This is a genomic window from Marinobacterium rhizophilum DSM 18822 (genome assembly GCF_000378045.1).
GTDB classification, from domain to species: domain Bacteria; phylum Pseudomonadota; class Gammaproteobacteria; order Pseudomonadales; family Balneatricaceae; genus Marinobacterium_A; species Marinobacterium_A rhizophilum.
In genome coordinates this window covers 1-23,872 of the sequence record NZ_KB899105.1, presented here as the reverse complement: position 1 = coordinate 23,872, position 23,872 = coordinate 1, and the positions used below count along the sequence as shown (strand labels likewise).

The window sequence follows — 23,872 nt, the reverse complement described above, 5'->3', positions numbered from 1 at the left end:
GCGGGTGCGTCATGCATCCGGAATACGAGATCACATAGTCGATGAGTAATACTATTCGGGTCCTGATGGCCCAGATCAATACGCTGGTGGGGGATATCCCCGGCAATACCCAGCGCGTAGTCGATATCGCCCTGGAGGCCCGGGATCGGCAGCAGGCCGATGTGGTGCTGTTTCCGGAGCTGACGCTGTCGGGCTACCCGCCGGAAGACCTGTTGCTGCGCCCGAGCATTCAAACCCGTATTGAAGCGGCGCTGACGCGTCTGCGGGAGGAGGTGCGGGACATTTATGTGGTTGTGGGGTATCCGCGTCACCGCGATGGTGAGCTTTTCAACATGGCGGGGGTGATCTACAACGGCGAGCTGGTGGCCGAATATGCCAAGCAGTGCCTGCCGAACTACCAGGTGTTCGACGAGATGCGCTACTTCACCGCCGGTGACAAGTCCTGCGTATTCGACCTCAAGGGCGTACCGGTGGCGCTGACCATCTGTGAGGACTTGTGGAAGAACAGGCCCGCAGAGCAGGTGCGCGAGCAGGGCGCGCGTCTGATGCTGAACCTCAACGCCTCGCCGTTCCATGTCGACAAGTCACAGCAGCGGGTCAAACTGCTGAGCGAGCGTGCTCGCCAGGCAGGGTGCCCGATTCTGTATCTGAACCAGGTCGGCGGCCAGGACGAGCTGGTCTTTGATGGCGGCTCCAAGGTGATCGCAACGGACGGCAGCCGTGTTTTCCAGGCACGCTTCTTTGAAGAAATGACCTTTGTGGTGGAATACCGGGATGCCGACCAGAGCCTCTCGGTTGCAGGCGAAAGCTCGGTGGCGTTCCCATCCGTGGAGCAAAGCGTGTATGACGCCCTGGTGCTGGGTGTACGGGATTACGTCAACAAGAATGGCTTCAAGGGCGTGGTGCTGGGCTTGTCCGGCGGCATTGACTCTGGCGTTACCCTGGCGGTGGCCGTCGATGCTCTGGGCGCGGATCGGGTCGAAGCGGTCATGATGCCGTTTCGCTATACCTCGTCCATGAGTCAGGAGGATGCCAGCGAGCAGGCGCGAATGCTGGGCGTACGCTACAGCTCGATTTCGATTGAGCCCATGTATACCGCCTTTATGGCGCAGCTGTCTGATGAATTTGAAGGCCTGGCGCCCGATACCACCGAAGAAAACCTCCAGGCGCGCTGCCGGGGTGTGGTGCTGATGGCGATTTCCAACAAGAAGGGCTATCTGGTACTGACCACCGGCAACAAGAGTGAGATGGCGGTGGGGTATTCCACGCTCTACGGTGACATGGCCGGCGGCTTCGATGTGCTGAAGGATGTCCCCAAAACGCTGGTTTACCGTATTGCCGACTATCGTAACGGCCTGTCGCCGGCGATTCCGCAGCGTGTGATCGACCGACCACCCTCGGCGGAGCTGGCGCCGGATCAGACCGATCAGGACAGCCTGCCCGACTACGATGTGCTGGACCGGATTCTGGAGTTCTACGTCGAACATGACTACAGCGCCCATGCCCTGATCGCCGAGGGTTTTGAGCCCGAGGTGGTGCATCGTGTGATACGGCTGGTGGATATCAATGAGTACAAGCGGCGTCAGGCCCCGGTCGGGGTGCGCATTACCCAGCGGGGATTTGGGCGCGACCGGCGTTACCCCATCACCTCTGGCTGGAAAGCCGGAGACTAGCAGGGGGTTGCCGGTAACCGTCTGATCCATAACAAAAAAGGCGCCAGTAGGCGCCTTTTTTGTGCCTGAGGTTATAACTCAGGGCTGAGCCGGCTTGGCCTCGTCCTCATCCTCATCGGTACTGTCAAAGGCACCAAAGGTCAGGATGCTGAACCAGGAGCGCTCAGCGTCCTGCTGTTCTTCTGTCACAACGGAGTTCGGGCGCTGGACGGCAGGCTCGTCATTGCTGCCCAGCAGGCCGAAGGTTGCGGTTTCCAGCAGAGACTTGTCGCGCTCCTTGCTGGATTCGTAGCGGAAGTTCGGGAAGTTCGTGTGCAGGACCTCGGCAGCCTTGGCGGCCTGGTCGTTGAGACCCAGTTCTTCGTAGGCTTCGGCCATCACGCCCAGCGCTTCGGGCACCGCGGGCGTTTCCTGCAGGTTTTCCACGACATAGCGACCGCGATTGGCGGCGGCAACCCAGGCGCCGCGTTTCATGTAGTACTGCGCCACATGAACTTCGTACTGAGCCAGACGGTTTTTCAGGTACTGCATGCGCTTGAGTGAATCCGGTGCGTACTGGCTATTGGGGTAGCGGGTCGCGAGGGTCGAGAAGCTCTCGAAAGACTCCAGTGCAGCCCCGGGGTCGCGCTGGGTTTCGTCAATCGGCAGGTAGCGCGCTACCAGGGAACGGTCCTCTTCAAAGGAGGTCAGGCCCTTGAGATAGTAGGCGTAGTCGATGTTCTCGTGATTCGGGTGCAGGCGTACGAACCGGTCCGCCGCAGCGCGGGCAGCTTCAGGCTCATAGTTCTTGAAGTAGGCATAAATCAGTTCGAGCTGAGCCTGTTCCGAGAAGCGCCCAAAGGGATAGCGTGCTTCAAGCCGCTGCAGTTTTTCGACCGCAAGACTGTAATTCTGCGCCTCCAGGGCGTCCAGTGCCTCAGAGTAGAGCTGCTGCTCTGGAACATCCGGTTCCTCTGTCTTTTCGCCGCCAAAGAACGAACAGGCGGACATCAGGGAGACCAGAGTCAGGATGCCGATGACTTTTACAAAGCGCATGTTAATGAGTCCCGCTTGCCTACAGCGATACCGAGGACAGTTTCGGTTATACTGGGCCAGTTAATCCAAATGTCCGGCATATTTAAACACAACCGGAACTCAAGCCAAAACATCCTTCTGAATTACGTATCCCAGATGCCAGAACAGAAACCTGAACAGGTTCAATTACAAGCGCGGGTCCCTGACGATCTGGTCGGCAAGCGGCTCGACCAGGCCATCGCGCAGCTGTTTCCCGAGTACTCCCGCTCCCGTCTGCAGGGCTGGATCAAGGACGGTTGTGTCACCGTGGACGGTGAGCTGAAGCGTACCCGTGACAAACTACAGGGTGGTGAGCTGATCAATGTTGAAGCCGAGCTCGCACTGATCGAACACCACAAGCCGCAGGAAATGACACTGGATATCGTCTATGAAGATGACGATATCCTGGTAATCAACAAGCCTGCGGGCCTGGTGGTGCACCCGGCGGCGGGCCATGCCGACGGCACTCTGCTGAACGCGCTGCTGCATCATGTGCCGGAAATCGCCCAGGTTCCGCGGGCCGGCATCGTGCATCGGCTGGATATGGACACCACCGGCTTGATGGTGGTGGCCAAGACCATTCAGGCTCAGACCGAGCTGGTGGTGCAGCTGCAGGAGCGCTCTATGGGCCGCGAGTATGAAGCCGTGGTGCAGGGTGTCATGACCGGCGGTGGCAAGGTCGACGCCCCGATGGGTCGACACAAGACCAATCGTCAGAAGATGGCGGTGGTCATGCTGGGCAAACCGGCCCTGACCCATTACCGTCTGTTGCAGCGTTTTCGAGCGCACTCCCATATTCGGCTCAAGCTGGAATCGGGGCGTACCCATCAGATCCGCGTACACATGTCGCATATCAACTACCCGCTGGTGGGCGACCCTGTATACGGTGGTCGCTTCCGCCTGCCCAAGGGCGTCAGTGAAGGTCTGATTAAAACGTTGCGTGGTTTTAACCGCCAGGCGCTGCACGCCAAGAAGCTCGAGCTGTTCCATCCGACAACCGGTGAACTGATGTCCTGGGAAGTGGATCTGCCGGAGGATTTCCAGCAGCTGCTTAAAGCCCTGCAACAGGACCAGAGGCGCAACGAAGAGCTATGAAGCTGATTCGTCCGCAGTGGCCTGTGCCTGACCGGGTGCAGGCCTGTGTCAGCACTCGGCAAGGCGGGCGCAGCCGTGGCGTTTTTCAAGGGCTCAACCTGGGTGATCACGTCGGTGATGATCCTCTGGCGGTGGCGTACAATCGTGCGCATCTGTGCGAGCAACTGGGGCTGGAGCGTCCGGCACAATGGTTGCGGCAGGTCCATGGCGTTGATGTCGTGCAGGCCGCCGATGATGGGCGGGTGCGCCAGGCGGATGCCTGCTGGAGTGATCAACCGGGCCTGGCCTGCGTGGTGATGACCGCCGACTGCCTGCCGGTGTTTTTCAGTGATGGCGAAAAAGTGGCGGTGGCCCATGCGGGCTGGCGTGGGCTGGTGGCCGGTATTCTGGAAAATACACTGGCGGTGTTCGATCAGCCTGAGCGGGTGCACTGCTGGCTGGGACCCGCTATCGGGCCTAAGGCCTTTGAAGTCGGTGCCGAAGTGCGGGCGGCATTCTGCGCGGCGCAGCCCGGCGCGGAGCGAGCTTTCCAGGCTCGAGCCGAGGCGCCTGGCAAGTACTTGGCCGATATTTATGCACTGGCACGCATGCGGCTTGAGGCTGCGGGTGTCGCATCGGTTTCGGGCGGTGAATTCTGCACCCTGAGCGATGCAGAAAATTTTTATTCCTATCGCCGCGACGGCGAAACGGGTCGTATGGCCAGTCTTATCTGGCTGGCATAAGCCTTATATAACTCTCTGACTTTGCACTAGAAAACACCCGGTGATGGCTTTTTCCCAGCGTCGCTGTGCCTGACCATGGCTGTGTGTTTTTGATTCACCCATTCATTGTCTGCTGAATCTGTATGCCAGGGCAATTGCCGTGGGTGCTTGCCGGGATGACTTTTTTCGACCAATATACTGTATATCTATACAGTATATTGAGGTGGATCATGAGTCTGGAGCAGTTACTGGAACGGGGCGCCGTATGGCGGGCGAGTGATACTGCTACCGAGCCCCGTGTGGCTGGGGTCTCCTGTGGGCATGCGGAGCTGGATCAGATGCTGCATGGCCAGGGGTGGCAGTCTGGCAGCCTGGTTGAGGTGCTTTACGAGACCGAGGGCTGTGGTGAGTTGCGTCTGCTACTGCCATTACTGGCGATGTCCACGGACCGCTGGGTACTGTGGATTGATCCGCCGCATATTCCCTATGCCCCTGCGCTGAAAGCCGCCGGGGTGGCGCTGGAACGCCTCTTGATCGTTCGCAGCAACAGTCGCCGTGACCGGCTCTGGTGTCTTGAACAGGCCCTGAAAAGCGGTTGTTGCAGTGCAGTGCTGGGCTGGCTGGGAGAGGTTCCGCAAGCGGCATTGCGGCGCTTGCAGCTGGCCGCCGCCGAAGGTGGCGGGTTGGGATTCATTTTCAGGTCTTCCACCTGCCGTCATCAAGGCTCGGCGGCGTCCTACCGTTTGCTGCTGGAGCCTGAGCAGGCACCTGATACGCTGGCTGTCTCCGTGTTGAAGCGCAGGGGGGGCTGGCCGCTGCCACGTCGGGTGCTGTCGTTGCGCCGTAAGGGCTGCGGTCGGCAGACTGCGTTGTTGGCATCCTCGCCAGGGGCTTCATCGGCGCAGGTGCGTGCGGGTGGATGAAGGGGCTCTGGCTGTACCTGCATTTTCCGTTGCTGCCGCTGGAAATGCAGTGCCGGGCTGACGTTCGGGAACCCGCGGCGTTGCTGGACGAACGCGCAGCCAGGCTGCTGCTTTGTAACACGGCTTCACAGGCGCAGGGGCTTGAGCCCGGAATGGCGGTGGCACGGGCGCTGAGCATGGTGCCGAACCTGCGTCTATTGCAGGGGGATGTGAAGCAGGCGGCGCAACAGCTGGAAGGTCTTGCGCTCTGGAGCGGGCGATTCAGTGCCCGGATCAGTCTGCAGCCCCCCTGTGGAGTACTGCTTGAACTGGCCTCGATGCTGCGTTATTTCCGCGGCCTGGATCTGTTGTGGGAAAACATTCAGACGCAGCTGCAGGCACTGGAGTTGAGTTGCGTGAGTGCGACGGGACACACACCGCTTGCCGCCCGTGTACTGGCCCTGGATGGCGGTTTCTGTGCAGCGGATGCGACGGATCACTTGCGGCGCTTGCAGTCGGTGCCCATCGGGCGCCTGGAGCTGGAAGCCCGGCAGCGCGAGCGGCTTCAGGGGCTGGGGTTTAGCCGGCTGGGCGAATTGCTGGCCTTGCCGGCGGTGGAACTTGCGCACCGGTTTGGGCCGGGTCTTACGGCCTGGCTGGAGCGGCTGACGGGGCAAAGACCGGACCCGCCCACCTATTTTGAGATCCCTGCCGTCTTTTTGCGCGAGCTTCCCCTGGCATTTGAAGTTGAGCGTACCGAAGCGCTGCTGTTTGGGCTGCGCCGCTTACTGGCCCAGCTGGAAGGCTTTTTGCGAGCCCATTACTGGCGCGCATTGCGCCTGCAACTGGACCTGCTCCAGGCGCAGGGGCAGCAGTCGCTGGTGGTGGGGCATGCGCAGGGAGCACAGTCTGCGGATACCTGGCTTGAACTGTGTCGTTTGCGCCTGGAGCGCGTGACGCTCGACCGGCCTGTCATTGGCCTGCGCCTTGGCGTGACGGAGTTCCGGGAACTGGAAGCGGGCCGGGAGGATTTGTTCAGCACGGCTGTGGCGCAGGATGCGCCCACACAGTTGCTGAGCCGGTTGCAGATGCGTTTGGGGGAGCAGTCACTTTACCGGGTGGCTCCCTGCGCAGACTACCGCCCGGAGCGAAGCTGGAAAGAGGCGCCTCTGGATGGCGCCTTGCCGGCCCTGCCTGATACACCGGCCGTGCGGCCGCTCTGGCTGCTGGCGTCCCCCGAGTTGCTGGCTCGCAGCACGGTGGGGAGTGTTATTAAATTGCTGCAGGGGCCGGAGCGCATCGTCAGCGGCTGGTGGGATCAGCAACCGGTGCGCCGGGACTATTACATCGGTTGCTGGCCAGACGGGCGGCGGGGCTGGTTGTATTGCGAGCCCGGTGGCGACTGGTACCTGCATGGCTGGTTCGGATGAGGTGATATCGGCATGTGGCGGTTGATCTTATGACGCTGGAGTACGCCGAACTGCACTGTCTGAGCTGTTTCAGCTTTCTGCGGGGGGCGTCGCACCCTGAAGAGCTGGTGCAGCGGGCCATTGAGTTGGGTTACCGCGCGCTGGCGCTGACCGATGAGTGCTCGGTAGCCGGTGTCGTACGGGCCTGGGAGGCCTGCCGGGGCAGTCGTCTGCAGCTGATTATCGGGTCCGAATTCCGGCTGCAGGATGAGCGCGTGGTGTTGCTGGCTCAAAACAGGCGGGGCTATGCACAGCTCTGTGCGCTGATCACGAAGGCGCGCAGGCGTGCAGTTAAGGGACGTTATTGCATTGAATGGGCGGACTTTGGGCCGCAGCCAGATTGTTTGCTGCTGTATCGTCCGGGCGGGAATTTGCCGCAGGCCGCTGAGCGGGGACGCGGATTGTCCGAGCGCTTTGCCGGGCGTTGCTGGATGCTGATCGAGCGATTGCTGGGGGCGGGGGATGCCGAACGTTATGCACAGCAGCAGTGGCTGGCTCAGCAGCTGGGGTTGCCGATGGTTTGTGCCAGTGCGGTACTGATGCACCTGCCTGGTCGGCAGCGGTTGCAGGATGTGCTGACGTCGATACGCCTGGGTATGCCGGTCAGCCAGGCCGGGTTTCGGCTGGCGAGCAACGCCGAGCGGCACCTGCGCTCACTGAACAAGCTCAAGCGCCTTTATGAGCCCTCCATGCTCAGTGAAACCTTGCGCATTGCCGGGCGATGTCGTTTTGACCTTGGCGAGCTGCGGTATGAATATCCGGCCGAGCTGGTGCCCCGGGGCAAAAGTGCTGGCCAGTGGCTGGCCCAGCGGGTGCATGAAGGGGCTGCGCTGCGCTTCCCGGACGGCATGCCGGCGGCCATCGCACGCCAGGTTGATCACGAGCTGGCACTGATCGCCGAGCTGAAGTACGAACATTACTTTCTCACCATCGAGGATATTGTCCGCTTTGCGCGTGACCAGGGCATTCTGTGCCAGGGGCGCGGCTCGGCGGCCAATTCGGTGGTGTGTTATTGCCTGCATATTACCGAGGTGGACCCGCGCCAGGTGAATATGCTGTTTGAACGCTTTATCTCGCGAGAACGTGACGAGCCGCCGGACATCGATGTGGACTTTGAACATGAGCGGCGCGAAGAGGTGATTCAGTATATCTATCGGCGCTACGGTCGGGAGAGGGCGGGGATTGCGGCTACGGTTATCCGCTACCGGCGGCGCAGTGCACTGCGTGATGTTGGCAAGGCGCTGGGGCTGGATGCCGCTTATCTGAGCTGGCTGTGCAGCCGGCTGGACCAGCGTGCCGACTCCGGCCAGTGGTTTGAACAGTTGCGTGAACTCGGTGGTGACAAACCGCCCGCGCAGTTTCGCCTGCTGCTGGAGCTGGTGGACGAAATCATCGGTTTTCCCCGTCATTTGTCGCAGCATGTCGGTGGCTTTGTCATTTCGGCAGGTCCCTTGTCGGAACTGGTGCCGGTGGAAAATGCCGCGATGAAAGATCGCAGCCTGATTCAGTGGAACAAGGATGACCTGGAAAGTCTTGGTTTGCTGAAAGTGGATGTGCTGGCGCTGGGCATGCTCAGTGCCGTGCGCAAGACACTGGCGCTGTTGTCGGCCAGGGATGGCAAGGCGCTGCGCATGCAGGATATTCCCCGGGAAGATCCTCAAGTGTATGACATGCTGTCGCGGGCTCAGAGCGTGGGTGTGTTCCAGGTGGAATCCAGGGCGCAGATGAATATGCTGCCGCGCCTGCAGCCGCGCTGCTACTACGATCTGGTGATTCAGGTGGCCATCGTGCGCCCCGGGCCTATCCAGGGGGACATGGTGCATCCCTATCTCAAACGGCGCGCGGGCCTTGAATCGGTCAGCTACCCCGGCGACGCCGTGCGCCGGGTGCTGGAACGTACCTTGGGCGTACCTATCTTTCAGGAGCAGGTGATCAGCCTGGCCATGGTGGCTGCAGGTTTTTCCGCCGGCGAAGCGGATCAGTTGCGCCGCGCCATGGCGGCTTGGCGGCGCAGCGGTACTATCGCTGTCTATCAGCAGAAGCTGGTGGCCGGGATGCTGGAGCGGGGCTACAGCGAGGAGTTTGCTCAACGGATCTGCCGCCAGATCGAGGGCTTTGGCGAGTATGGTTTTCCTGAGTCCCATGCCGCCAGCTTTGCGCTGCTGGTGTACGTGTCGGCCTGGCTTAAATGTCATGAGCCGGCGGCGTTCTGCTGTGGTTTGCTGAACAGTCAGCCCATGGGCTTTTATTCGCCTGCGCAGCTGGTTCAGGACGCACGGCGCCAGGGCGTCACCGTACGCGGGGTCGACCTGAATTGCAGTGCCTGGGATTCTGCGCTGGAGCCAGACGGTGCGCTGCGTCTTGGCTTTCGCATGGTTAAACGCCTGTCCCGCAAGGCGGCTGAGCTTGTGCTGCAGGCCCGGGAGGCGGGGTCTTTTGTTTCGGTGGCCGATGCCCAGGGGCGTATGAAGCTGGACCGTGGCAGCTGGGATGTACTGGCGGCGGCCGGTGCTCTGAATGCGCTGGCGCAGCACCGTTACCAGGCGCGCTGGGAATTGCTGGCCGAGGATCCGGCGCTGGCGCTGGGAGAGGCCCGGGTGGCTGACAGCGGTGTCGTAAGGCTGAGGGCCCCGGATGAGCAGGCGGATCTGGAAGAGGATTTTCGCCATCTTGGGCTAACGCTGGGGCGTCATCCCGTGGCGCTGCTGCGTGAGGGCGGTGAGCTCAACGGCTGCCTGAGTGCGCAGCAACTCGAAACCTGTCGACCCGGGCAGCTGGTGAGGGTCGCGGGAATCGTGACCAACCGGCAGCGACCGGGGTCAGCCTCGGGGGTTACCTTTGTCACGCTGGAGGATGAAACCGGACAGGTCAATCTGGTGGTCTGGCGTACTACCGCTGCACTACAGCGTCAGGCATTGCTGGGCGCACGCCTGTTGCGCGTATCGGGGGTGCTGGAGTCAGAGGCGGGCGTTATCCATGTTGTGGCCGGTCGTTTGACGGATATCACCCAGTGCTGGCAGGCACTGGCGCTGCGCTCACGGGATTTTCACTGAGCCCGGTTCCTGTGTGTCACTCGATTGTCACCCGGGTTTCTTTTGACTTCGTGGCGGCTAAATGTCAGATTTGTGCAGTGCACAAATATTGGCCGGAGGCTGTTATGAGAGCGCGAAAACTTAATCTTGCACTGCAGGGGGGAGGTGCCCACGGGGCCTTTACCTGGGGTGTGCTGGACCGTCTTTTGGAGGAACCCGAACTGCAGTTTGAAGGCGTCAGTGGCACCAGTGCCGGTGCCATGAATGCGGTGATGCTGGCCAGTGGCCTGCAGCAGGGCGGCCATGAGGGCGCCCGCGAGATGCTGGCGCGTTTCTGGCACGAGGTGTCGTTGCATGCGTTACCGGAGCTGCCGCAGGGGGTGCCTGCCGCGGGCTTGGGCGACTCGGTGAACGACTGGATGCTGATGCTGAGTTATTACCTGTCGCCCTATGACCTCAACCCGCTGGATATTAACCCGTTACGCTCACTGGTAGAGCGGATGGTGGATTTCGAGCGACTGCGTACAGCGTCCCCCATACCGTTATTTATCGTGGCGACCCATGTGCAAAGCGGCAAGCTGCGGCTGTTTCGTGAAACTGAGCTCAGTGCTGACCACCTGCTCGCCTCGGCCTGTCTGCCGACCCTGCACAAAGCCATTGAGATTGACGGGCACAGTTACTGGGACGGAGGTTTCAGCGGTAATCCGGCGATCTATCCACTGATTTTTGACTGTGACAGTGACGATGTGCTGGTCATTCTGTTGCAGCCGCTGATGCGTGTCGGCACGCCTGTCAGTGCGTCTGCCATTCGCGAGCGAGTGGCAGAATTCGGCTTTCAAAGTACGTTCTTGCGTGAAATGCGCGCCATCAGTCACATGCAGTTTGAGATCCGCAAGACACCGTTTTCCATTGGGGCCTTTGAGCGTCGGGTGCGCCGTTTGCGTTTGCACCTGATCGAAACCGATGAGCTGCTGGCCAGTCTGGATCGGGCCAGCAAGTACGATACCCGACTACACTTTCTGGAAGACCTGCGAGACCGGGGACGGGTGCGGGCCCATCGCTGGCTGGCGCAGCAGGGTCAAAGTATCGGGCGTGCATCCAGCTGCGATCTGGGACTCTTTCTGTAAAGCATCTCTGGCCGTTGCCGTAACTGACGTTTGGCGTCGCCACTGAGGCCGCTTTCGAACGGAGGAGGCCGTGCAAGGAAACTGTTTTGGAACTACCCATGAAGCCATGTTCGAAAAGAAGATCCGATCTCCGATTGCTGTTAATGCAGATCCGTACCGAGGCCCGGGTTTGCGATGAAGAGCACCGCAGTTTCGCCAGTTACAGCGGCCTGGACCCTGAGCAGATCGACCGGCTGAATGTTTTCCATACCCCGGCCTTTTCCCTTGATGTCGTCGAAGGCTATGACGCCCTGCTGGTGGGGGGGGCGAGCGAGGCCAATGTACTGGAGCCTTCGCGGTATCCCTTTGTGCACAACTGCGAAAAGCTGCTCCGTCATGTGGTGACAACCGGGCAGCCAACCTTCGCGTCCTGTTTTGGCTTTCAGCTGGCCGTGCTGGCGCTGGGGGGCAGGATTGAACACCGGGAGCAGGACTTTGAGATGGGCACACTGGCCATCCGCCTGGCTGAGGCCGCTCGCCAGGATCCGTTGCTGCACGATAGCCCGGATGGCTTCGCCGCCGTATCGGTCCACCGGCAGTATGCTGCCGAGGTGCCCCCTGGTTGTGAACTGCTGGCCTATACCGAGCAGTGCGTACATGTGCTGAGGGTCAGCGGAAAACCTTTCTGGGCATTCCAGTTTCATCCGGAAGTGGACAGGGCAACGCTGGTGGAGCGACTCACGCATTACCGGGCCCATTACACCGACGGTGCGGAGCATCTGGAGCAGGTACTGGCGACGGCGCAGGAGACCCCGATATCCAATGGCCTGATGCGAAAATTTGTGGACCGAGTACTGCTGCAAGAGCAGAGTGCCGTGTTTCCTAACCCGCCTGTGGGGCGGTGACAGCAGGGAGGCGGCACCTGTAGAATGAGCCCAACTCAATCGACCACTGAAGAGAGATGATGACGGACGAACATACTCAACCCTGTGACGACGAGCAGACACCCCGTAGCCGGGGGATTTACTTGCTGCCTAACCTGTTCACGACGGGGGCCTTGTTTTCGGGCTTTTATGCCGTGATCGCAGGCATGAATGGCGACTTCGTTAATGCGGCTATCGCCATTTTTGTCGCCATGGTGCTTGATGGGCTTGATGGTCGCGTTGCCCGCATGACCAATACCAGCAGTGAGTTCGGTGCGGAGTATGACTCGCTCTCGGACATGGTGTCATTTGGTGTGGCGCCGGCGCTGGTGGCGTTCACCTGGGTGCTGGACAGCGTGGGCAAGATCGGCTGGTTTGCCGCGTTCATCTATGTTGCCTGTGCGGCGTTGCGGCTGGCGCGCTTTAATACCCAGATCGGCTCGGTCGACAAAAAATACTTTATCGGCTTGCCAAGCCCCGCCGCGGCAGCGGCGGTTGCGGGTCTTGTCTGGGCCTGCTCCGAGTTTGAAGTCGCACCAGGGCCACTGGCCTATCTTGTCGCCGCCTTTGTCGCCTGTTGCGGTTTGCTGATGGTCAGCAACGTGCTGTATTACAGTTTCAAGGAAGTGGATTTCAAGGGCAAGGTGCCCTTTATGATCCTGGCGGGCATTGTCCTGGTGATCGGGGTTATCTCAATCAGTCCGGCGACTTTCCTCTGGCTGCTGTTCCTGTGTTACATGCTGTCCGGCCCGCTGCTCTGGTTATGGCGCAAGCGCAAGACGCGCTGAACCAGCGTTGCGCAGGGCTTCTCCCGACGTGCAGTAAAGCGGCTTTTCAGGGTGGGTTCAGCCAAGGGCTCTAGGCTCAGGGCTGACTTACCGTAGTGCCCGTCTGGGCACGGTTAATCGCTGAACTGCACGCAGGGAACGGAACATGTTGATTAAACGAAGATCGCCGCTGAAGTCCTCTGAAATCACACCTGAATCTGTCTATGTCAATCGACGCCGGTTCATGCAGGGGTTGGCGGGTACTGCGGCGCTGGCATTAACCGAAGGCGCGTCGGCGATCCCGGCCTATAGCCTGGATAAAAACCAGCCGCAGTATCCGGGGCCCGACTGGCTTCAGGGCGCATTGCGTGCCAGTGAGCGTAACGAGGCCTTTTCCACCGATGAAAAGCCCGCGCCCTACGGCAATATCATTACCCACAACAATTTCTATGAGTTCGGTCTTGGCAAACAGGATCCCTCACGCAGGGCGCAGGAGTTTAAAACCGACCCCTGGAAAGTCGATATTGCCGGTGAGGTGAACAAGCCCGGCATTTATAACCTGGAAGACCTGCTTAAGCCCCATGCCCTGGAAGAGCGTATCTATCGGTTGCGCTGTGTTGAGGCCTGGTCCATGGTTATTCCCTGGATGGGTTTTCCGCTGGCCGATCTGCTCAAGCGTTTTGAGCCCACGTCCAAGGCCAAATATGTCGAGTTCACCACGCTGCAGGATCCCGAGCAGATGCCGGGGCAGCGCTCGTTCTTCTCAACCCTGGACTGGCCCTATGTCGAGGGCCTGCGCATTGATGAAGCCATGCACCCGCTCACACTGCTCGCGGTGGGGTTGTATGGCAATGGATTGCCGCCGCAGAACGGCGCTCCGTTCCGTCTGGTGGTGCCCTGGAAATACGGCTTCAAGAGTATCAAGTCGATCGTCAAGATTCGCCTGGTGGAGGAGATGCCTGGTACCTCCTGGAATCGCACGGCCCCGGGGGAGTATGGCTTCTACGCCAACGTAAATCCGGCGGTCGACCACCCGCGCTGGAGCCAGGCGACCGAGCGGCGTCTTCCGTCATCGCTGTTTTCACCCAATATCATCGATACCCAGCTGTTTAACGGCTATGCCGACGAAGTCGCCGACCTGTATCGCGGCATGGATTTACGGCAATGGTTCTGACCGGCGTCAGGGCTAACACCCTGAAACCCTATGCGCTCTGGTGGCTGGTGTTCCTGTTGCCCTTGCTGCCGCTGGCATGGCTGTTCGACCAGGCCTGGAACATGAACCTGGGTGCCGATCCCGCCCAGGCGATCGTCAAGTTCACCGGGCTATGGACACTGCGCCTGCTGTGGATAACCCTGGCCGTGACCCCGCTTCGACGGATCTTTCAATGGGGCTGGTTGCAGCGCTATCGTCGCATGCTGGGCCTTTACACGCTGTTTTATGCTGTTGTGCATGCGCTCGCCTTTGCCACTTTTATTCTTGGGTGGCGCCCGGATCTGCTAGTACGTGAATTGAGTGAACGGCCTTATATCGTCGTAGGGTCACTGGCCCTGCTGCTGCTGATTCCACTGGGAGTAACCTCAACCCGAAGCATGCAGCGTCGTTTGGGCGCGCGCTGGGTAAAATTACATCGTCTGGTGTATGTCATCGCGGTGTTAGCCATGGTGCACTTCATCTGGCAAATCCGCAGTTCGTTTGAAGATCAGCTGTTATACGGCCTGATTCTGGCTTGGTTGCTGGGGTATCGGCTATGGATACGTCGTCGTTCAGCGAAGCGAAAACGTGGCTGAACCCTGCTCGCTCACTGAAAATATCTATCCTGCCACCGGTCCCGGTTTCCTTCGCGCAAATCACTGCTACATGCTGAGCGGGATGGCGCCAAGGGGCCGCTATCAAGTCAGCGATGTGTTATTGCTCTTTCCGTTTGCCTCGTCATATCCTGCGCTGGACAGCACAGCGGCGGGCGTTCAGCTATACCTTTAACATCAGCGATGGTTATAAAGGGGGCGTCATACAATGCCGGATCCAAAGAAAAACGGGCTGCTCACCGCCGTATTGAGCGCTTTGGCAGCCATGTTTGGTGTTCAATCGGACCGCAATCGGCAAAAAGATTTTTCATCGGGCTCGCCGTTGCGCTATTTACTGACGGGCGTGCTAATGGCGGCACTATTTGTCGTCGGCGTGATTCTGCTGGTGCGTCTGGCGCTTATGCTGGCGGGAGCCTGATCTCACCTTGCATTATCGGATGGGCTGCTATACTCACTCTTAACCAAGTGATCTGGTAGGGAAAATTCCGTATAACCGCAACACTTGGGCGGTTCTGCGGATCTGCGAGAGGCCCGCTAATGATAAGAAAAGTCTGGCTCCTGCCATGGATAGGATGGCTTGTTTCCCTGCCGGCTATAGCCGCTTGGGATGTAAATATGAGACCGGGGTCAACCGCGATCGCGCGTGAAGTTTATGACCTGCACATGATTATTTTCTGGATATGCGTCGCCATCGGAGTTGTGGTCTTCGGGGTGATGTTCTGGTCCATTATTCATCATCGAAAATCTCGCGGCGCCGAGGCGCGCAATTTTCATGAGAATACAGCGGTAGAGATCCTCTGGACGCTGATCCCCTTTGCCATACTCATCGCCATGGCGGTCCCTGCCACCGCCACTTTGATTAAAATGTACGACAATACGGACGCCGAGATTGATATTCAGGTGACCGGGTATCAATGGAAATGGCGCTATCAGTACCTCGGCGAGGACATTGATTTTTTCTCGTCACTGGCGACTTCCCGGGAGCAAATAAATAATGAAGCCCCCAAAGGCGAGCACTATTTACTCGAAGTCGACAACCCCCTGGTGCTGCCGGTCGGTAAGAAGGTACGTTTTCTGTTTACCGCCAACGATGTCATCCATTCCTGGTGGGTGCCGGACCTGTCTGTGAAAAAAGACGCGATTCCCGGCTTTATCAATGAATCCTGGGCCATTCCTGAAGAACCCGGTATTTACCGTGGGCAATGCACCGAACTGTGCGGTCGTGATCACGGTTTCATGCCCATTGTGGTCGACGTCAGACCCCAGGCTGAGTTTGATCAATGGCTGGCTGATACTCGTAGCGCAGCTGCCGCCCAGAAAGCCTCGGCTACCCAGGAGTGGACGCTGGCGCAGCTGATGGAGCGCGGCGAGCAGGTGTACAACACCAGCTGTGCGGCCTGTCACCAGGCGAACGGGCAGGGTATCCCCGGTGCTTTCCCTGCATTGGCGGGTAGCCCGATGGTTACCGGCGATATCGGGGCGCATATCGATATAGTTCTGCACGGCAAGGCGGGGACAGCCATGCAGGCTTTCGGCGCCCAGTTGAATGCTGTCGATCTGGCGGCGGTTATCACTTACGAGCGTAATGCCTGGGGTAACGATACTGGTGACAGTGTCAGTCCGCAGCGAATTACCGAACTGCAGCAGTAGGAGGGGATCATGGACACTACGCTCAGTCAGACTGCGGGAATTGCCGATCACGGTCATGGCCCTGCCAAAGGGTTGGGGCGCTGGTTGTTTACCACCAACCACAAGGATATAGGGTCTCTCTATCTCTGGTTCAGCCTGTTGATGTTCCTCACGGGCGGGTGTATGGCGCTGATGATACGCGCTGAACTGTTCCAGCCGGGGCTGCAACTGATACAGCCTGAATTCTTCAACCAGATGACCACCATGCACGGCCTTATTATGGTGTTTGGTGCCGTGATGCCGGCCTTTGTGGGACTGGCTAACTGGATGATTCCCATCATGGTGGGCGCGCCGGACATGGCGTTGCCGCGGATGAATAACTGGAGTTTCTGGATTCTCCCCTTTGCCTTTACGCTGATGATATCGACCCTCTTTATGGAGGGTGGCGGCCCCGACTTCGGCTGGACATTCTATGCGCCACTCTCGACCACCTATGCTCCGCCGAGCGTGACCTTCTTTATCTTTGCAGTTCACATGATGGGTTTTAGCTCGATCATGGGGGCGATAAATATTATCGCCACCATTTTGAATCTCAGAGCTCCCGGCATGACGATGATGAAACTGCCGCTGTTTGTCTGGACCTGGCTAATTACAGCGTTCCTGCTGATTGCGGTCATGCCGGTACTGGCGGGCGTGGTGACCATGATGCTGATGGATATCCACTTCGGTACCAGCTTTTTTAATGCCGCAGGCGGCGGTGATCCAGTGTTGTTCCAGCATGTCTTCTGGTTCTTCGGCCACCCGGAGGTCTACATCATGATTTTGCCGGCTTTCGGCATTATCAGCGAGATCATTCCGACCTTCGCCCGCAAACGGCTGTTTGGCTATGCCTCAATGGTATACGCGACGTCGTCGATTGCACTGCTGTCGTTCCTGGTCTGGGCGCATCACATGTTCGCTGTTGGTATGCCGCTGGCCGGTGAACTGTTCTTTATGTACGCCACCATGCTTATCGCCGTACCTACCGGGGTTAAGGTGTTTAACTGGGTCGCGACAATGTTCCATGGCTCTATGACTTTTGAAACCCCGATGCTGTTTGCACTGGCTTTTGTCGTGCTGTTTACCATTGGGGGATTCTCCGGCCTGATGCTGGCCATCGCCCCGGCCGATTTCCAGTACCACGATACCTATTTCGTGGTGGCGCATTTTCACTATGTGCTGGTGCCGGGCGCCATCTTTTCAATCATGGCGGGCGTGTATTACTGGCTACCCAAGTGGACCGGTCACATGCTCAACGAGCGTCTCGGCAAGGCGCACTTCTGGCTCAGTTTTATCGGCGTCAATATTACCTTCTTCCCGATGCACTTCGTCGGTTTGGCAGGCATGCCGCGACGGATTCCGGACTATGCGCTGCAGTTCGCCGATTTTAATGCGGTGGCCAGTGTTGGGGCCTTTATCTTTGGCTTCTCCCAGCTGGTGTTCGTATACAACATCATCAGCTGCATTCGTGGCGGAGAGCGAGCCACGGATCAGGTCTGGGAGGGCTCTCATGGGCTCGAATGGACGCTGCCGTCGCCGGCGCCCTACCATACATTTTCAAAGCCTCCGTTGATCAAGTAACCGCGGGAGGCTCGGCTGATGGATAATCTTCGACGCAGAAACAGGCGTCTGGTATTGCAGCTGATGCTCGGTGGCATCTTCATGTTCGGATTCGGCTTTGCGCTGGTACCGCTATACGATGTGTTCTGTCGTGTGACCGGTCTGAACGGCAAGATTACCAATACCGGCCCGGTTGCCATCGCCGCTGCGGATACCAGCCGTGATGTACGTGTGCAATTTATCGGCGTGAACAACGAAGGCATGCCTTGGGAGTTCCGGCCGCTGCTGAATACGGTATCGGTTAATCCCGGCGAAATGCGCCAAATGGCCTTTTTCGCCCGCAACCCGACCCCTCGTCGCATGGTGGCTCAGGCCATTCCATCCGTGACACCGTCGGAAGCAGCCCAGTATTTGCACAAGGTCAGTTGCTTCTGCTTCGATCAGCAGGCGCTGGATGCGGATGAGCACATGGAAATGCCGCTGTTGTTTGTCATTGACAAGAAGCTTCCGGCCGATATCCACACCATCACACTTTCGTACACCCTGTTCGATATCACTCCGGACCTGTCCGCCGGGCAAATAACAAATGATGATACACAGAGGTCGACGCTATGAGTTCTGCTGAGTATTACGTACCCAAGCAAAGCCACTGGCCGATATTGGCGTCCATTGCGCTGTTTCTGATGGCCCTGGGTGCCGGTAATCTGATCAATGATTTAAGCGCGGAAGTGTCTGGCGGTATCGGCGTTTGGCTCCTGCTTGTGGGGGCGGTGCTGATGATGGCGATTCTGTTTGCCTGGTTTCGTAACGTGATTAACGAAAGCATGTCCGGGCTCTATAACGAACAAATGGACCGTTCCTACCGCTGGGGCATGAGTTGGTTCATCTTTTCTGAAGTGATGTTTTTCGCGGCCTTTTTCGGCGCCCTGTTTTATATCCGCACGCTTGCGGTGCCCTGGCTGGGCGGGGAAGGCGACAGGGGTATCTCCAACATGCTGTGGGAGGGTTTTCAGGCGCAGTGGCCCCTGATGACGACACCGGATATGGAAACGTTTCCGGGGCCGCAGCAAATAGTCGATCCCTGGCACCTGCCGCTGATCAATACCATTCTGCTGGTCTCGTCAAGTTTCACGGTTACGGTGGCGCACAAGGCGCTGAAGGTTGATCAGCGCAGCCGTATCGTACTCTGGCTGGCAATTACTGTACTGCTGGGAGCAGGGTTTCTGGTGTTCCAGGCGTATGAATACGTCGAGGCATACCATGATCTGGGGTTGACACTGAATGCCGGCGTATACGGTGCCACCTTCTTCATTCTGACTGGATTTCATGGTTTGCACGTCACACTGGGTAGTGTGATGCTGATCATTATCTGGCTACGGGTGCTGCGGGGGCACTTTGACGCCGAGCATCACTTCGGGTTCGAGGCGGTTACCTGGTACTGGCATTTTGTCGATGTTGTTTGGGTAGGGCTCTTTCTATTTGTTTATATCATCTAAGGGCTCAGCGGTGCAGCCAGGGGGCATGAGCGCCCATACCCAGCTCCCCGGTGTAAAAGCCATAAAGCAGTACAAGAATTAGCAGCACGCTAAAACCCACTCGGAAAAACAGTGAGTTGACGGTGCGGTTGGAGTGTCCCCGGTCTGTAAGCAGAAAATAGAGCCCGCAGAAAAGGCTAACCAGGATAGCGAGAAACAGCACGGCGATCAGAGGCTTGAGGAACATTCAGGTTATCCGTAAAGAGTATGCCATGAGTAAAGGTGACAGACGTTCAGGTTTCAAGTGGCTTCTTGTGTTGAGTGCGACATTGCTTCTGCCGCTGCTGCTGTATCTGGGCAACTGGCAGCTGGAACGGGCGGTGCAAAAGGAGGAGCTGCTCAAGGCCTGGAATGACGATAGCATCCTGCTTACGAGCCTTTCGCAGCTGAACAGTCTGGCAGACAAAAACCTGTTTCCGGCAAGGCTGGAGGGCGGCATTCTGCAAGGGAAGTGGCTGTTGCTGGACAATCGTACCCGTGGCGGACATGCAGGCTATGAACTGATCGGCTTTCTGCAAATGCCAACAGAGCACTCGCTACTCCCTGTCAACCTGGGCTGGCTCAAGGCCTCTCCTGATCGATCTCAACTGCCGGAGATTCAGTTGCCCGAGTTGCCTGATTATTTTTCCGGGCGAATGCATCGGGTTCAGCCTTCTTTTGTGTTGGCGCAGGACATCTGGACCCCTGGCTGGCCTCTGAGAGTCCAGACGCTGGATGTTGAGCGTTTGCAGTCACTTGTTCATCGGCCGGTGCTGCCTTGGGTACTGGAGGTTGTCGAACCGGTGGACACGCGTCTCAACACAGACTGGCCTGTGGCTGCACTTAAGCCTGAAAGACATCTGGGCTACGCAGTGCAGTGGTTCGCGATGGCGCTGGCGCTGGCCGTTTTGCTGGGGTGGCATTGGCGCAATGGGGTACATAAAGGAGTGGATGATTGATGCGCAAGAGTACTGTCTGGTGGGTTTTTGCTGTGGGTGCAGGGCCAATGTTGCTGGCCTTGTTCATGTATTTTACCGGCGTGGGTATTCCTCAAGGGCGCACTCATCATGGCGAACTCATTGCGGATGGACGCACTGTGGATGATTGGTCGCTGGTGACTGCCACAGGAGAACCATGGCAAATGAGCAAGCATTGGCAGTTAATACTCACTCAGCCGCCAGGCTGCAGCGGCTGTGACAGCTGGGTAGAAAAAATGCCCAACCTGCATACCGCGCTGGGCAAAGAACGGGATCGGGTTGAGTGGCACCAGGTGTCTTCTGCTGCTGTTCAGGGTGGGCTGGTGTCAGACGAGATCTCTCGCCTGGGCGCGGCAGTTTGGGTTGTTGACCCTCTGGGGAATCTGGTCCTGCGTTATGACCTGACCGAGGCACCACAGGCGGTGCTGGATGATCTGCGCAAACTGCTGAAATTATCCAAACTGGGCTGAAACGGGAGGCTGAATATGCCGCAACGTGCCGCATCCGTCGTGCTGATCAATTTTGCTGTGGTACTCGCCTTGCTGGTGGTGATGTTGGGGGGGTGGACTCGTATTAATGATGCGGGTCTCGGATGTCCTGACTGGCCGGGCTGTTATGGTCATATCGTGTTACCAGGGTCTGAGGAGGCGCTGGCGCAGGCTCAGGCGTTGTATCCGGATCAGCCGCTGGTGGCCGGCAAGGGATGGCTCGAAATGGTGCACCGTTACGCGGCCAGCAGTCTGGGTTTGCTGGTGTTATGGCTGGCCTGGCTGGGCTGGAAGTGCCGCACAGACCGACGGTATCCAGCAGGGCTCAGTATCGCGTTGCTCTTACTGGTCTGCGTGCAGGGCGCCTTTGGTATGTGGACCGTGACGCTGAAACTGCTTCCCCTCATAGTGACGCTGCATTTGCTCGGCGGGCTCGTTATTCTGTCATTGCTGGTGCTATTGCGTTTTCGCATTCTTCACTGGCATCAAGCTGCCGCACGGTCTTCTTGGCCGGGGCGGGCGCAGCAAGGCAAAGGCTGGATTATGCTGGCTACCTTTGCGCTCTTTGGCCAGATTGCATTGGGTGGCTGGACCAGCGCCAACTACGCCGGTTGGGCCTGCACCGACTGGCTGCAATGTGAACAGGGCGGTGTCGTGACACTCGATTTTGTTACGGGCTTTACACCGGCGCTCGATACAGGTCCCAACTATCAGGGCGGGCACATGCCGCGGGATGCGCGCGCAGCGGTCCAGATGACGCACCGGGCCGGTGCCGTGGTCGTTTTGATGCTGATTGCAACCATGATCTGGCGCCTGGGTAGAGCAGGTTGGTCCAGGGGGAGCCTGATGTTGGTTGGGGGGCTTGTGGTGCTGCAGGTTGCATTGGGTGTCGCCAATATCATCTATGCTGTTCCTATCCCGCTGGCAATGGCGCACCACGGCGGGGCTGTTGTTCTACTGCTCAGTCTGGTGTGGTTATCCCAGCAAGATCGTGTTGTTGATAAGGAGATTGTGTATGCCCGTACGCAAAGCTGTTGAGACTGCTCATGCTCATGTGACCTGGCGCGACTATCTCGAACTGTGCAAACCTCGAGTGGTTGCGGTGATGCTACTGACGGTATTGGTCGGCATGGGGCTGGCCCGACCCGAGCTGCCTTCCCTTGAGTTGATACTACTCACCTTGCTGGGGGTCGCGATGGCTGCTGGCTCGGCTGCTGCAGTCAATCACGTGATGGATCGCCACCTGGACGAGAACATGGCGCGAACCCGGGGGCGCCCGCTGCCGTGTGGGAAAATGAGTGCGCAGCAGGCTCTGCTGTTCGCTGCTGCAATGGGTGTTTTCGGCATTGGTGTGCTGGCATTCTGGGTGAATCCACTGACTGCCTGGCTCACATTGTTCTCCCTGATAGGCTATGCGTTTATCTACACGATGTTTCTGAAGCGTGCGACGCCGCAAAATATCGTGATTGGCGGTGTTGCCGGTGCCGCGCCGCCGTTACTTGGCTGGACGGCAGTGTCCGGTGCACTTGAGCCCAACGGCTTGCTGTTGATGCTGATCATCTTTGCCTGGACGCCGCCCCATTTCTGGGCGCTCTGTCTTGCTCGCAAGGAGGATTACATTAAAGCAGGAATCCCGATGCTTCCGGTCACCCACGGCGAGAGCTTCACGCGCCTGCAAATCATGCTCTACACGCTGTTGATGATCGCCACTACTGCGTTGCCTTTCCTTACGGGCATGAGCGGTGTGCTCTATCTGGTGGGGGTTTCATTGTTGAACCTGCGCTTTCTGCAGTGGGCCTGGCGGGTCATGTACGCAGGAGATAACCGGCAGATTCCCATGCAGATGTTTCGTTACAGCATCAGTTACATCATGTTGCTGTTTGCCCTATTGCTGCTGGACCATTACTTCATTTTTACACGTTAAATACTGTCACAAACTGCCGCAGTAGGATCTACACTGTCAGTGGGTTTGAAAAAGGGCTGCTCAAGATTGGCTTGGGGTTCGCCCACATGCAATAGCCTCAGATATCAGGGAAGGATCTCCAGGGCTAAGAAAAGGGGAGTGCCATATGTTCCTGCAACACATGATGGGTATGCTTTATCACCCTAAAGAAGAATGGGGTTCGATTCGTAAGGAGCACTACACAACACTGCACGTCTTTTTATCTCAGATCAGCATTCTTGCGGCGATTCCCGCCGTGTCCCTGTTTATTGGCACGACCCAGGTGGGGTGGAGCATCGCGGGCAGTGACTATGTCAAGCTGGAAGTTGCCAGTGCGTTACCCGTGGCGATCGCGTTCTATTTCGCAATGTGGGTTGCCGTTGGCTTTATCGCTTATGCGGTCCACTGGATGGAAAAAACCTACGGCGGAAACGTGACGATGGATGAGTGTATTGTCCTGACGACCTTCACCGCCACACCGCTCTTTCTCTCCGGGCTGGCGGGTCTCTATCCTATGCTCTGGTTCGATGTCATTATCGGAATGATCGCCCTTGCTTATACCGTGTACCTGCTTTACACCGGGGTGCCTGTGATCATGCAGATTCCTGAAGACCGCGCTTTTTTCTTCTCGTCTTCGATTCTGACAGTTGGACTCTGTGTCCTGGTGGGTGTACTGGCTGCGTCCGCTATTCTGTGGGGAACCTTTATTCCGCTCACTTATACCTCTGGTTAGTTGCTCTTTATCTCAAATGTACAAAGGGTGCCTTTCGGCGCCCTTTGTTTTTATGGGGCTTTTGATATGGAGCTGCTGGCGATTGTTATCGGCTCGGTCCGGTTTTATTCACGGGGCTTTGGCGGGCTCATGAGTGTTAATGGTTAACTACTGTTTGTTATTTAAGCCGATTATGCGCGTCCAGGCGTTTTCCAGGCCCGGATTCGGCCTTTTTTCACTTTCCGGGCATTATTTTCAAAAGGGCTGTTGACTCTCCGCTGGGGGAATGTAGAATGCGCACCTCGCTTAGGGAGAGCGGCTTTAACGGCCCTCAAACAGAGCGAGCAAGTCGGAAGTAAGTGGTTGATTTTATTGCAAAGTTAACCGGCGTTATCGACTTGTGAGTCACCCTGTTTTCCGCGCGGCTCCGGCCACGAAAGTTGAAAAAAAGGGTTGACTTAAAACACTGAGCCGCTAGAATATG

At 58.2% G+C, this 23,872-nt stretch carries 23 protein-coding genes; 21 read left to right on the top strand and 2 right to left on the bottom strand.

Translation table 11 applies throughout. The annotated features are described in order from the left end of the window. Positions 1–41: 41 nt before the first annotated feature. Entirely contained in the window at positions 42–1,673 is a 1,632-nt protein-coding gene (locus F451_RS0117020; protein ID WP_020682602.1) for an NAD+ synthase, read from the top strand. Between the two features lie 78 nt (positions 1,674–1,751). Here F451_RS0117020 and F451_RS0117015 read toward each other — a convergent pair whose 3' ends face one another. Next, entirely contained in the window at positions 1,752–2,708 is a 957-nt protein-coding gene (locus F451_RS0117015; RefSeq protein WP_020682601.1) for an outer membrane protein assembly factor BamD, read from the bottom strand. A 135-nt stretch (positions 2,709–2,843) separates the two neighbouring features. Between F451_RS0117015 and rluD the strand changes: the two genes are divergently transcribed. From rluD to F451_RS0116940, 15 genes are all read left to right on the top strand, one after another. Then, positions 2,844–3,821, top strand: coding sequence for a 23S rRNA pseudouridine(1911/1915/1917) synthase RluD (gene rluD / locus F451_RS0117010; RefSeq protein WP_026291843.1), 978 nt, complete (start codon positions 2,844–2,846; stop codon positions 3,819–3,821). Beyond that, the gene (gene pgeF, locus F451_RS0117005; protein WP_020682599.1) at positions 3,818–4,543 is read left to right on the top strand and encodes a peptidoglycan editing factor PgeF; all 726 of its coding nucleotides are present in this window, start codon (positions 3,818–3,820) and stop codon (positions 4,541–4,543) included. Before rluD ends, pgeF begins: the two co-directional genes overlap by 4 nt. Positions 4,544–4,752: 209 nt before the next feature. Further along, a complete protein-coding gene (gene imuA / locus F451_RS0117000) occupies positions 4,753–5,445 on the top strand; it encodes a translesion DNA synthesis-associated protein ImuA (protein WP_020682598.1) in 693 nt (230 codons plus the stop codon). Continuing rightward, positions 5,442–6,854 carry a Y-family DNA polymerase gene (locus F451_RS25870; protein ID WP_020682597.1) on the top strand — a complete coding sequence of 471 codons (1,413 nt, stop codon included), beginning with the start codon at positions 5,442–5,444 and terminating at the stop codon, positions 6,852–6,854. The genes imuA and F451_RS25870 overlap by 4 nt, the downstream gene beginning before the upstream one ends. Before the next feature lie 14 nt (positions 6,855–6,868). Beyond that, positions 6,869–9,946, top strand: coding sequence for an error-prone DNA polymerase (locus F451_RS0116990; RefSeq protein ID WP_276202607.1), 3,078 nt, complete (start codon positions 6,869–6,871; stop codon positions 9,944–9,946). Between the two features lie 104 nt (positions 9,947–10,050). Beyond that, a complete protein-coding gene (locus F451_RS0116985; RefSeq protein WP_020682595.1) occupies positions 10,051–11,052 on the top strand; it encodes a patatin-like phospholipase family protein in 1,002 nt (333 codons plus the stop codon). 143 nt (positions 11,053–11,195) lie between these two features. Further along, complete coding sequence (locus F451_RS0116980) at positions 11,196–11,936, top strand: glutamine amidotransferase-related protein (protein WP_020682594.1); 741 nt, start codon at positions 11,196–11,198, stop codon at positions 11,934–11,936. A gap of 59 nt (positions 11,937–11,995) precedes the next feature. Beyond that, entirely contained in the window at positions 11,996–12,742 is a 747-nt protein-coding gene (pssA, locus tag F451_RS0116975) for a CDP-diacylglycerol--serine O-phosphatidyltransferase (protein WP_026291842.1), read from the top strand. A 145-nt stretch (positions 12,743–12,887) separates the two neighbouring features. Next, positions 12,888–13,895, top strand: coding sequence for a protein-methionine-sulfoxide reductase catalytic subunit MsrP (msrP, locus tag F451_RS0116970; RefSeq protein WP_020682592.1), 1,008 nt, complete (start codon positions 12,888–12,890; stop codon positions 13,893–13,895). Continuing rightward, positions 13,886–14,509, top strand: coding sequence for a protein-methionine-sulfoxide reductase heme-binding subunit MsrQ (locus tag F451_RS0116965; protein WP_020682591.1), 624 nt, complete (start codon positions 13,886–13,888; stop codon positions 14,507–14,509). Before msrP ends, F451_RS0116965 begins: the two co-directional genes overlap by 10 nt. A gap of 226 nt (positions 14,510–14,735) precedes the next feature. Further along, positions 14,736–14,945 (top strand): DUF2970 domain-containing protein, encoded by a 210-nt coding sequence (locus tag F451_RS0116960; protein WP_020682590.1) that lies wholly within the window; start codon positions 14,736–14,738, stop codon positions 14,943–14,945. Positions 14,946–15,064: 119 nt separating this feature from the next. Then, positions 15,065–16,177 (top strand): cytochrome c oxidase subunit II, encoded by a 1,113-nt coding sequence (gene coxB / locus F451_RS0116955; protein WP_051103959.1) that lies wholly within the window; start codon positions 15,065–15,067, stop codon positions 16,175–16,177. Positions 16,178–16,186: 9 nt separating this feature from the next. Then, a complete protein-coding gene (gene ctaD / locus F451_RS0116950; protein ID WP_020682588.1) occupies positions 16,187–17,776 on the top strand; it encodes a cytochrome c oxidase subunit I in 1,590 nt (529 codons plus the stop codon). 18 nt (positions 17,777–17,794) lie between these two features. Continuing rightward, on the top strand, positions 17,795–18,370 hold the full coding sequence (locus tag F451_RS0116945) for a cytochrome c oxidase assembly protein (RefSeq protein ID WP_026291839.1): 576 nt from the start codon (positions 17,795–17,797) through the stop codon (positions 18,368–18,370). Next, positions 18,367–19,251 (top strand): cytochrome c oxidase subunit 3, encoded by an 885-nt coding sequence (locus F451_RS0116940; RefSeq protein ID WP_020682586.1) that lies wholly within the window; start codon positions 18,367–18,369, stop codon positions 19,249–19,251. The genes F451_RS0116945 and F451_RS0116940 overlap by 4 nt, the downstream gene beginning before the upstream one ends. Before the next feature lie 4 nt (positions 19,252–19,255). On the opposite strand, the gene F451_RS0116935 is transcribed toward F451_RS0116940, so the two are convergent. Beyond that, a complete protein-coding gene (locus F451_RS0116935) occupies positions 19,256–19,477 on the bottom strand; it encodes a twin transmembrane helix small protein (RefSeq protein WP_020682585.1) in 222 nt (73 codons plus the stop codon). Here F451_RS0116935 and F451_RS25865 point away from each other — a divergent pair. The 5 genes from F451_RS25865 (at position 19,467) to F451_RS0116910 (ending at position 23,409) form a co-directional block, all read left to right on the top strand. Beyond that, positions 19,467–20,228, top strand: coding sequence for an SURF1 family protein (locus tag F451_RS25865; protein WP_156826539.1), 762 nt, complete (start codon positions 19,467–19,469; stop codon positions 20,226–20,228). The genes F451_RS0116935 and F451_RS25865 overlap by 11 nt on opposite strands. 47 nt (positions 20,229–20,275) lie before the next feature. Further along, the gene (locus F451_RS28100; protein WP_026291838.1) at positions 20,276–20,716 is read left to right on the top strand and encodes a hypothetical protein; all 441 of its coding nucleotides are present in this window, start codon (positions 20,276–20,278) and stop codon (positions 20,714–20,716) included. 15 nt (positions 20,717–20,731) lie between these two features. Next, a complete protein-coding gene (locus F451_RS0116920; protein ID WP_020682582.1) occupies positions 20,732–21,772 on the top strand; it encodes a COX15/CtaA family protein in 1,041 nt (346 codons plus the stop codon). After that, positions 21,750–22,658: a heme o synthase gene (gene cyoE / locus F451_RS0116915; RefSeq protein WP_020682581.1), complete on the top strand. Its 909-nt coding sequence runs from the start codon at positions 21,750–21,752 to the stop codon at positions 22,656–22,658. The genes F451_RS0116920 and cyoE overlap by 23 nt, the downstream gene beginning before the upstream one ends. Positions 22,659–22,803: 145 nt before the next feature. Continuing rightward, positions 22,804–23,409 (top strand): Yip1 family protein, encoded by a 606-nt coding sequence (locus F451_RS0116910; RefSeq protein WP_020682580.1) that lies wholly within the window; start codon positions 22,804–22,806, stop codon positions 23,407–23,409. The last annotated feature ends 463 nt before the right edge of the window (positions 23,410–23,872 follow it).

Coding starts and splice junctions, on each gene's coding strand:
- F451_RS0117020 (WP_020682602.1), top strand. CDS start 42: ATGAGTAATACTATTCGGGTCCTGATGGCCCAGATCAATACGCTGGTG.
- F451_RS0117015 (WP_020682601.1), bottom strand. CDS start 2,708: ATGCGCTTTGTAAAAGTCATCGGCATCCTGACTCTGGTCTCCCTGATG.
- rluD (WP_026291843.1), top strand. CDS start 2,844: ATGCCAGAACAGAAACCTGAACAGGTTCAATTACAAGCGCGGGTCCCT.
- pgeF (WP_020682599.1), top strand. CDS start 3,818: ATGAAGCTGATTCGTCCGCAGTGGCCTGTGCCTGACCGGGTGCAGGCC.
- imuA (WP_020682598.1), top strand. CDS start 4,753: ATGAGTCTGGAGCAGTTACTGGAACGGGGCGCCGTATGGCGGGCGAGT.
- F451_RS25870 (WP_020682597.1), top strand. CDS start 5,442: ATGAAGGGGCTCTGGCTGTACCTGCATTTTCCGTTGCTGCCGCTGGAA.
- F451_RS0116985 (WP_020682595.1), top strand. CDS start 10,051: ATGAGAGCGCGAAAACTTAATCTTGCACTGCAGGGGGGAGGTGCCCAC.
- F451_RS0116980 (WP_020682594.1), top strand. CDS start 11,196: ATGCAGATCCGTACCGAGGCCCGGGTTTGCGATGAAGAGCACCGCAGT.
- pssA (WP_026291842.1), top strand. CDS start 11,996: ATGACGGACGAACATACTCAACCCTGTGACGACGAGCAGACACCCCGT.
- msrP (WP_020682592.1), top strand. CDS start 12,888: ATGTTGATTAAACGAAGATCGCCGCTGAAGTCCTCTGAAATCACACCT.
- F451_RS0116965 (WP_020682591.1), top strand. CDS start 13,886: ATGGTTCTGACCGGCGTCAGGGCTAACACCCTGAAACCCTATGCGCTC.
- F451_RS0116960 (WP_020682590.1), top strand. CDS start 14,736: ATGCCGGATCCAAAGAAAAACGGGCTGCTCACCGCCGTATTGAGCGCT.
- coxB (WP_051103959.1), top strand. CDS start 15,065: ATGATAAGAAAAGTCTGGCTCCTGCCATGGATAGGATGGCTTGTTTCC.
- ctaD (WP_020682588.1), top strand. CDS start 16,187: ATGGACACTACGCTCAGTCAGACTGCGGGAATTGCCGATCACGGTCAT.
- F451_RS0116945 (WP_026291839.1), top strand. CDS start 17,795: ATGGATAATCTTCGACGCAGAAACAGGCGTCTGGTATTGCAGCTGATG.
- F451_RS0116940 (WP_020682586.1), top strand. CDS start 18,367: ATGAGTTCTGCTGAGTATTACGTACCCAAGCAAAGCCACTGGCCGATA.
- F451_RS0116935 (WP_020682585.1), bottom strand. CDS start 19,477: ATGTTCCTCAAGCCTCTGATCGCCGTGCTGTTTCTCGCTATCCTGGTT.
- F451_RS28100 (WP_026291838.1), top strand. CDS start 20,276: ATGTTGCTGGCCTTGTTCATGTATTTTACCGGCGTGGGTATTCCTCAA.
- F451_RS0116920 (WP_020682582.1), top strand. CDS start 20,732: ATGCCGCAACGTGCCGCATCCGTCGTGCTGATCAATTTTGCTGTGGTA.
- cyoE (WP_020682581.1), top strand. CDS start 21,750: ATGCCCGTACGCAAAGCTGTTGAGACTGCTCATGCTCATGTGACCTGG.
- F451_RS0116910 (WP_020682580.1), top strand. CDS start 22,804: ATGTTCCTGCAACACATGATGGGTATGCTTTATCACCCTAAAGAAGAA.